7 protein-coding genes and 1 pseudogene are annotated in these 7,563 nt (G+C 65.1%); 3 read left to right on the top strand and 5 right to left on the bottom strand.

Going from position 1 to position 7,563, the window contains the following annotated elements; translation table 11 throughout:
* A pseudogene (locus ACIA48_RS19625) lies at positions 1–430 on the bottom strand (hypothetical protein); the annotation flags it as partial.
* 566 nt (positions 431–996) lie between these two features.
* Between ACIA48_RS19625 and ACIA48_RS19620 the strand changes: the two are divergent.
* Entirely contained in the window at positions 997–3,273 is a 2,277-nt protein-coding gene (locus ACIA48_RS19620; RefSeq protein WP_396735128.1) for a protein kinase, read from the top strand.
* Here ACIA48_RS19620 and ACIA48_RS19615 read toward each other — a convergent pair.
* Positions 3,270–3,998 (bottom strand): cutinase family protein, encoded by a 729-nt coding sequence (locus ACIA48_RS19615; RefSeq protein WP_396735125.1) that lies wholly within the window; start codon positions 3,996–3,998, stop codon positions 3,270–3,272. The genes ACIA48_RS19620 and ACIA48_RS19615 overlap by 4 nt on opposite strands.
* A 188-nt stretch (positions 3,999–4,186) precedes the next feature.
* Here ACIA48_RS19615 and ACIA48_RS19610 point away from each other — a divergent pair, with 188 nt between their 5' ends.
* Together ACIA48_RS19610 and ACIA48_RS19605 are read left to right on the top strand one after the other, a co-directional pair.
* Entirely contained in the window at positions 4,187–4,576 is a 390-nt protein-coding gene (locus ACIA48_RS19610; protein ID WP_396736763.1) for a heme-binding protein, read from the top strand.
* Between the two features lie 159 nt (positions 4,577–4,735).
* Positions 4,736–5,029, top strand: coding sequence for a hypothetical protein (locus ACIA48_RS19605; RefSeq protein ID WP_396736760.1), 294 nt, complete (start codon positions 4,736–4,738; stop codon positions 5,027–5,029).
* A 76-nt stretch (positions 5,030–5,105) separates the two neighbouring features.
* Here the strand turns inward: ACIA48_RS19605 and ACIA48_RS19600 are convergent, their stop codons facing one another.
* The 3 genes from ACIA48_RS19600 to ACIA48_RS19590 form a co-directional block, all read right to left on the bottom strand.
* On the bottom strand, positions 5,106–5,303 hold the full coding sequence (locus ACIA48_RS19600; protein ID WP_396735122.1) for a hypothetical protein: 198 nt from the start codon (positions 5,301–5,303) through the stop codon (positions 5,106–5,108).
* Between the two features lie 180 nt (positions 5,304–5,483).
* A complete protein-coding gene (ligD, locus tag ACIA48_RS19595) occupies positions 5,484–6,536 on the bottom strand; it encodes a non-homologous end-joining DNA ligase (protein ID WP_396735120.1) in 1,053 nt (350 codons plus the stop codon).
* Position 6,537: 1 nt separating this feature from the next.
* Positions 6,538–7,536: an ATP-dependent DNA ligase gene (locus ACIA48_RS19590; protein WP_396736757.1), complete on the bottom strand. Its 999-nt coding sequence runs from the start codon at positions 7,534–7,536 to the stop codon at positions 6,538–6,540.
* Positions 7,537–7,563 lie beyond the last annotated feature (27 nt).

Here is a 7,563-nt window from a genome sequence, read left to right as displayed (position 1 = left end):
GCTTATCAGCCGGAGTATCAGCTTCTGGCGCCGTTGGCGCTTCGGGCTCGACCTTCGGGGCCTCTTCGACTGGAGCCGGGGCCTCTTCGACCGGAGCCGGAGCCTCCTCAACCGGAGCCGGCGCCTCAACAACCGGCGGCGCCTCAACAACCGGCGGCGCTTCAACGACCGGCGGCGCTTCCACAACCGGCGGCGCCTCCACCACCGGTGGCGCCTCCACGACCGGCGGGGCCTCCACGACCGGCGGGGCCTCCACGACCGGCGGTTCGTAGAACGGCGTATCCACGACAGTCGTGTCCTCCGTCGGCTGAGCGAAGGCGGGGACCGCCCCCACGCCCAAAGCCGCGGACGAAAAGGCCACGACCGATGCCGCGGCGACGGCCATGCCTCTGACGCGTGTGGTGGTTACGGCGACGTGCTTCATGCTCATGACGACCTGCTCCTGCTCAAGTGGCTTGCTGACTGACGCGAGCTTTGGTCGTCGGTCTTGGATCTTTCTTGGACACGTCGCCGTGTAGTTGGATCTTGCATAGTCGTTCCCTAGATCAGATGGTCGGCGTAGCGAGCAGGGCAGCGGCATCGGCAACAAATGCGGGCAGCGCGAAGACCATCGACAGCCCCGCGCTGGACCGGCGAATCATCGTCATCAACTACCCCCTTCAAGCTGGCGTTTCCCCCGAAAGCGTCAGATCGGAGAATTCTCGCAGTCAGCAGCCTCCAACGCGACACATTCAGCGAAAACAGCAAATTTTGACGCCGGATGGCATTCTTAGCCGAGACACCGGCCCAACACATGTGGTTGCCTTGCGTTCTCAAGGAATAGCTCGCCTACGTACCAGGCCCGCGCAGCGGCGGAGGAAAGACTTTGCGGATCCGATCACGCCCAGTGGGTTGCGCTATGCCCGCAGCCGCTTCAATCTCTAATACGGGACCGGGCGACTGCCCGATCGTGAAGAGTGTGAACGTGCTGATTTGCCGCATTGTCCAGGAGGCGTAGTGGAGGGCACGCCCTTCGGCAGGTATCGCCTCGTCGAGTTGATCGGTCGCGGCGGCATGGGCGAGGTGTGGAAGGCGTTCGACACCGCCACCCGCCGCGTAGTGGCAGTCAAAGTGCTGCCGAGGCAGCTGGCCGCTGATCCCGTCTTCGAGGAGCGGTTCCGGCACGAGGCCTTCGCCGCGGCGGGTCTCAACAACCCCCACGTCGTCCCGATCCACAACTTCGGCGAGATCGAGGGCCGCCTCTATGTGGACATGCGGCTGATCGAAGGACAGGACCTGGAGCACGTCCTGAACGCGGGACCGATGGAGCCCGTACGCGCGGTGAAGATCATCGAGCAGATCGCGTCGGCGCTCAACGCGGCGCACAAGATCGGGCTCGTGCACCGCGACGTGAAGCCGTCCAACATCTTGGTCGCCGAGGACGATTTCTCGTACCTCATCGATTTCGGCATCGCACGCGCGGCCGGTGAGACGAAGTTGACGGCCACCGGCAACGTCGTCGGCACATGGCCGTACATGGCGCCCGAGCGTTTCACCACCGGCCAGAGCGACACCCGCTCCGACATCTACGCGTTGACGTGCGTGCTCTACGAATGCCTCACGTCGAGCCGGCCGTTCCCCGGCGAGAGCGTCGAACAGCAGATCGCCGGGCACCTCACGACGCCGCCGCCGCGGCCGTCGATCAAACGCAAAGACGTATCGCCCGAACTGGACGCGGTGATCGCCGCCGGGATGGCCAAAGATCCCGAAGATCGATACCCCACGACGACGGAGATGGCCCGCGCAGCACTGGCAGCTGTCGCCAACGGCGGACGGAAGCAGGCGACCAAACCCGGTTCACGGAAGACGGCGCCCGGTGTGGCACCCATTGCGCCTACACAGGCCTTTCAAGACGAAGACACCGAAAAGCACTGGCATAAAGAAACAAAGGCCCGGCGAACCGAGAACGTGCAGCCGGCCGCGGATCCGACCCAGGCCCAACCGGCCGCAGATCCGACCCAGGCCCAACCGGCTGCGGATCCGACGCAAGCCCGCCCAGTCGAGCAGACGTCCCCTCCGCAGTGGGCACCCACCCAGTCCGGGACTCCCGAACACGTCGAGAAGGCCTGGGCGCCAACGACGGCGCAACCGGCCCAGCCCGGTTGGGCACCCACGCAGGCCGGAACGCCGGACCACGTCGAGAAGGCCTGGGCACCGACGCACCTTGGCACGCCCGCGCCGGATGCCGAGAGCGCGGCGGCTCCGACGCAGATGCAACCGGCGCAGGCTTCGCCCGATGCGCCCGCCCCGCCGCGGGGAACCGACGACGATGCGCCCTGGCCTTGGTACAAGCGCACGGCAATCGTCGTACCGATTGCGCTGGTGATGATCGTCGGCGCCGTCGCGACGATCCTGCTCGTTCTCGGCGGAGACGAGGAGGCAGCGCCCGGCGGCGGCGCACCACCCCCACCGGGCGCGGGACCGAACGGTACGTTCTCCGCCACTTTCGGCGCGCCCACCCAGCCCAACGGTCAGCCCTTTCAGAATGCTTCGGGCGGCGATGAGAACTGGGTGATCAAGTCGGCGTGCGAAGGCGGCGACGGTGCATGCGTGGCGAGTGCAACCAAGGTCGATGGATCTGTAACCACGGCAACGGCTTTGGTGTTGGACCAGGTGGACGGCCGTTGGGAGGCGGTGAACACCAAGGAGGGCAAGTGCGGGGGTGACGCCTCGACCGAGGTTTGGGAAACCATGTCGTTGCAGTCGCAGCCCGACGGCTCGCTGAAAGGCGAGTTCATTGTCCGGTCGACAGACCCCAACTGTGCCAGCAACCGACCGGTGACGTTCACGCGCACGGGCGACGCCGAGGGCGGTGTCTCTGTCGTCGACCCCGCAACCCTGCCCGCCCGGGTGGTCTCGCCGGCGCAGGGGTTGTACGGCCGTTACCAGGAGGTCGACACCTATAAGGACGGCAACCGCAGCGCCGACGTCAGCTTCGACATCTCGACGTACTGCCTTCGCACCGGTGACCGCTGCCTGAGCTACTGGGCAAACCCGGGCGACGCCAAGATCCTCACGTTCGCCAAGAACCAATTCGTCTTGGCGAACAGAGTTTCGGACTCAACATGCGAGAAGGGTGGGCCCGCTCACCGCGAGATCACCTTGCAGTACCCGGTGCCGACGCCTGCGCAGGATCCGATCACGCTGCTCACCGGAAATGGGCACTACACGATCACCGGCGCGTGCCCGTTCAACAGCGACTTCGACTCGAGGGTTGAGCGCACCGGGGATTAAACGAGCCCGGCGACGAATGTCGCGGCCTGATCGGTCATTCCGGGTACGTATTGGTGGTGCGGGGCCCGGTTGCTCAGATCGCCTGTGTCGCAGATCGGATCCTGGGGGTTGCACAGGTCGATGGTTCTCGCGCCGAACGCGGGGCTGAGGACATTCAGCGGGCCCATGACCCTGCCGAGCGGATTACCGAACACCGCGACAGCGGCGACGCGGTTCGCGACATCGGGCGGCATAGGCCTCGCAAGAGCATTCAGGTCGAGACCGGGGATAGCGTCCAGGCCCGGTATGGCACTCATGCCGGAAATGGCCGACACGTTCGGGGCGACGCCCAGCATCAAGTCGACGACGGCTGCCCCCTGGGAGAACCCCCCGAGGACCAGCTTGGTGTTCGGGCACGTGTTGGCCATGTACTGGGCGTGATTGTTCGCGTCGGTGGCGCCGTCGGCGGCACGAAGGAAATTGAAGGTGGCGGCGTAATTCACCGCGTACACGCCAACCGTTCTGGGGGCGACCTTGGCGCGCAGCGCGTCGACGAATCCCTGGCCGACGATGCCGATGCCTGGCGGGTCGTTGGTGCCGCGGGCGAAGATCACCTCGATGTCAGGACACCCCTGTGCGGTCGCGCTCGGAATAGCGTTGGGCGCGAAGGATATTGCGAGGATCGTCAGCGCGCCGGCGAGGAGACGAAGCCCGATCCTGCGCACGCGCGCCATATCCAATGCCATCAATCGATGTTAGACAGGCGTGTCGCTGCCTGCGGACGATTTCGCCACTCGGAAGCGAGGCCGGCTCTCAGCGATGAGAGTCTCGGTTTTGGTGCGCTTTTCGCTCGAATGCCGCAGCGCATTCTGCTTAGCTGAGGTGGGCGCGGCCGTCATTGGTCACGTGCCGTTGTTACCGTAAGAAGGAGCCAATCATGCTCACAGCCTTCATTGCACGCCGAGCGGTAGTCGGAGCGCTCGGCATCGGCGCAGTCGCGGGCACATTGCTATGTGCGACGGGGATCGCAACGGCGGATCCGCAGCAAAGACCGCCTAACTGCACCGCCGCTGACGTGGCCGGAGTCACCGCAGGCGTCGCCGCCGCCACGTCGGCCTACCTGTTCACTCATCCTGAAGCGAACGGATTCTTCACCAACCTCCAGGGTCAGCCCCGAGATCAGATGCGCGACGACGTGCAGAACTATGTCGACGCCAACCCGCAGGTGCAAGCCGACTTGGAGCACATCCGTCAGCCGCTGACCGATATCAGGCAGCGTTGCGCCTGGACTCCCCTACTCGGGCCCGAAGGTGCGACTCCCTAGCGGTCCACCCAGCGGCGCGTTCGCTGAGCTAATTGCGATCTCGTCGGGGTGGGGACGGAATATACTTCAGCCCTCGGTCCGCGAATCGGACGCAGGAATGCGCCCAGCGGAGACCGGAAGGAGATCGCGGTGAAACGTTGGACGCGGCCTTCGGTCGCCATGGGGATAGGCATTTTGGCCCTTACGGCAGTTCCTCAGATGTACGCGGTGCTGCAACCGTCTGGTGTGGCCAATGCCGACGTTTGCGCGAGCGCCGGCAGGCGCATTTCGGTAAGCGGGTGCATGAACGTCGCCGACACGGTCGCCGCTTACGCTCCGCCGCCCGCGTACTACGCGCCGCTTCCGCAGGACTTCCAGGCAGCACCACCACCACCGCCGCCGCCTCCACCACCGCCGAATGTCAATGTGTGCGCGAACTTCGGCCGACGGATAAGTGTCAGCGGCTGCGTTTAACCGCTGTCTGAAGGAGACCGACTACTCCAAAGCCGAACCTGTAAAGCGGAGGACTTCTGCGCGCGGGCATGGGCCGTCAGTAAAAGGGGTCCGAGTGCTTGTCGTCCTTGCTTTCTCCGTCGATGCCGGATGTCCACACCGGCGGTGGTGGCGGCTTCGTCACGGTGGGCTTCGCGGGTTCCGCGTGCACGATCGCCGCCTGCGACGCGCCGCCGAGCAGTACCGCTACTGCGACTGCGCCGCTGCCGACCAAAGATGTGATGCTCAGCTTCATGATGTTCTCCTCTGCTTTAGACGGACCGGGGCCGTCCGGCTTAAGGAAATGATCGCGGTCAGAGAGCGGTTTGGTAATCGCTGAGACAGCCATGCTTCCCTGCACGTAGGGATAGAAGTTCCTATCCGCTGAGCAATCATGGTCGAACGCCGAGTTCAAATCTCGTGCAGTCCGACCCCGTTACTCAACCCGATTGCCGTCCTCGTCCCAGTTCGCCGCCACCTTCTTACTTGGCTGCACACGAGGCGGCTCCCCCGGCATTTTCGGATAGCTCGGCGGATAGGGCATATCCCCGAGATCCCGCTCCTCCTCGTCGGCCTTGACCATCTCTAGCAGGGGCTCAAGCGACTGCGCCTTGGAGTCGATGTCAGCCCACGGATCCGGCCGTCCCGCGACGAAATCCGGCACGGTCAAGATGGTGTAGTCGTCCGGGTCCGCGTCGCGCAACTCTTCCCACGTCAACGGTGTCGACACTGTCGCGATCGCGGTCTTGCGCGCCGAATACGCCGACGCGAACGTCCGGTCGCGCGCGTTCTGGTTGTAGTCGATGAAGATCCGCTTCCCACGCTCCTCTTTCCACCACGACGTCGTCACCGCCTTCGGCGCCCTCCGCTCCACCTCGCGCGCCAACGCAATCCCCGCGCGTCGCACCGCGATGAAATCCCAGTCCGGCCTGATCCGCAGGAAGATGTGCACCCCGCGGCCACCTGAGGTCTTCGGATAGCCCGCCAGCCCGAGTTCGTCGAGCAGCGGTTTCAACACGTCGACCGCAACCTCGCGAGCCTCCTTGAACGCGGTGCCGGGCTGCGGGTCGAGATCGATGCGCAGTTCGTCGGGATGTTCGGTGTCGGGGCATCGCACCTGCCACGGATGCAGCGTGACGGTGCCCATTTGGGCGGCCCACGCGATCGCCGATGGATGAGTCACCTTGAGCGCGTCCGCCGTTCGGCCCGACGGGAAGGTGACGGTACACGTCTCCAGATAGTCGGGGTGCTTCTGCGGCACCCGCTTCTGGTAGATCTCCTCGCCCTCGATGCCGTCGGGGAAACGCTGGAGATGTGTCGGCCGATCCCGCAACGCAGCCAGCATCGGACCCGACGCGACGGCCAGGTAATAGTCGAAGAGCTTGCCCTTGGTGCCGTCCTTGCCGAGCTTCGGAAAGTACGGCTTGTCGCGGTTGGTCAGCCGAACCTTGACACCGTCGACGTCGATTTCTTCTGCAGGCGTGGCCATCTCAAGACTCCAACACGTCGTAGAGGTCGTAGTTCAGGGGCGCGTCGAGCTGATCGAAGGTGCAGCTGGACGGGTCACGGTCGGGCCGCCACCGTATGAACTTGACGGCGTGTCGGAACCGCTTGCCGTGCACGGTGTTTCCCTCCATCTGGTCATAGGCGACCTCGCAGACCTTCTCCGGCCGCACCGGGATCCAACGCTTGTCGGCGGCGGAGTTCCAGCGACTGGGGTCGCCGTCGCGTACGTCCCCCTCTCGCAGCGGCTCGAGGTCGGCGAGTAGCTTGACGCGGTCCTTGACACTGAACGATGCTGCGCCACCGACCATCTGGAGTTCTCCGTCGTCTCGGTAGAGGCCGAGCAGAATGGACCCCACACCTTCGCCGCTCTTGTGAATTCGATAGCCAATGGCCACGCAGTCGGCGTCGCGGGCGTGCTTGACCTTCACCATCTCCCGCTTGCCGGGCAGGTAGGGGCCGCCGAGACGTTTCGCGATCACCCCGTCCAGCCCCGCGCCCTCGAAAGTGTCGAGCCACTGCGCGCCCTGCTCCGGGTCCTCAGTGGTGCGCGTGACGTGACACCACGTCTTCTCGTTCACCGCATCGGCCAGCGCCTTGCGGCGGACCCTGAAGGGTTCTTTCAGGAGCGACACGTCCCCGGTGGCGAGTGCGTCGAATCCGATGAAGTGTGCCGGTGTCTGCTCGGAGAGCATCTTGATGCGGCTGGCCGCCGGATGGATGCGTTGCGACAGCGACTCCCAGTCCAGCCGCATGCGGCCCTCGATCTCCCTGGGGACGACGACCTCGCCGTCGAGTACGCAGCGGGGTGCCAGCTCGTCGCGCAGCGCCTCCACCAGTTCGGGGAAGTACCTGCCGAGGTCCTTACCGCTGCGCGACAACACGACGACGTCGTCACCGTCGCGGAACACCAGGGCACGTCTAGTTGACTGAACTTCGGCGAGCCTTCCGGTGGGGTGGGTGCGGCGGGCGGAGGATCCGGTTATGGGCGAGCTGGGTCGAGTGGAGTCAGC

Source organism: Mycobacterium sp. NPDC051804, assembly GCF_044452905.1.
In the GTDB taxonomy this organism is placed as follows: Bacteria; Actinomycetota; Actinomycetes; order Mycobacteriales; family Mycobacteriaceae; genus Mycobacterium.
This window is presented reverse-complemented; position numbering and strand designations above follow the sequence as displayed.

What these genes read in the sequence shown, in the direction of transcription:
- ligD (WP_396735120.1), bottom strand. Translation starts at nt 6,536, where the DNA reads ATGGCCACGCCTGCAGAAGAAATCGACGTCGACGGTGTCAAGGTTCGG.
- ACIA48_RS19615 (WP_396735125.1), bottom strand. Translation starts at nt 3,998, where the DNA reads ATGGCATTGGATATGGCGCGCGTGCGCAGGATCGGGCTTCGTCTCCTC.
- ACIA48_RS19600 (WP_396735122.1), bottom strand. Translation starts at nt 5,303, where the DNA reads ATGAAGCTGAGCATCACATCTTTGGTCGGCAGCGGCGCAGTCGCAGTA.
- ACIA48_RS19605 (WP_396736760.1), top strand. Translation starts at nt 4,736, where the DNA reads ATGGGGATAGGCATTTTGGCCCTTACGGCAGTTCCTCAGATGTACGCG.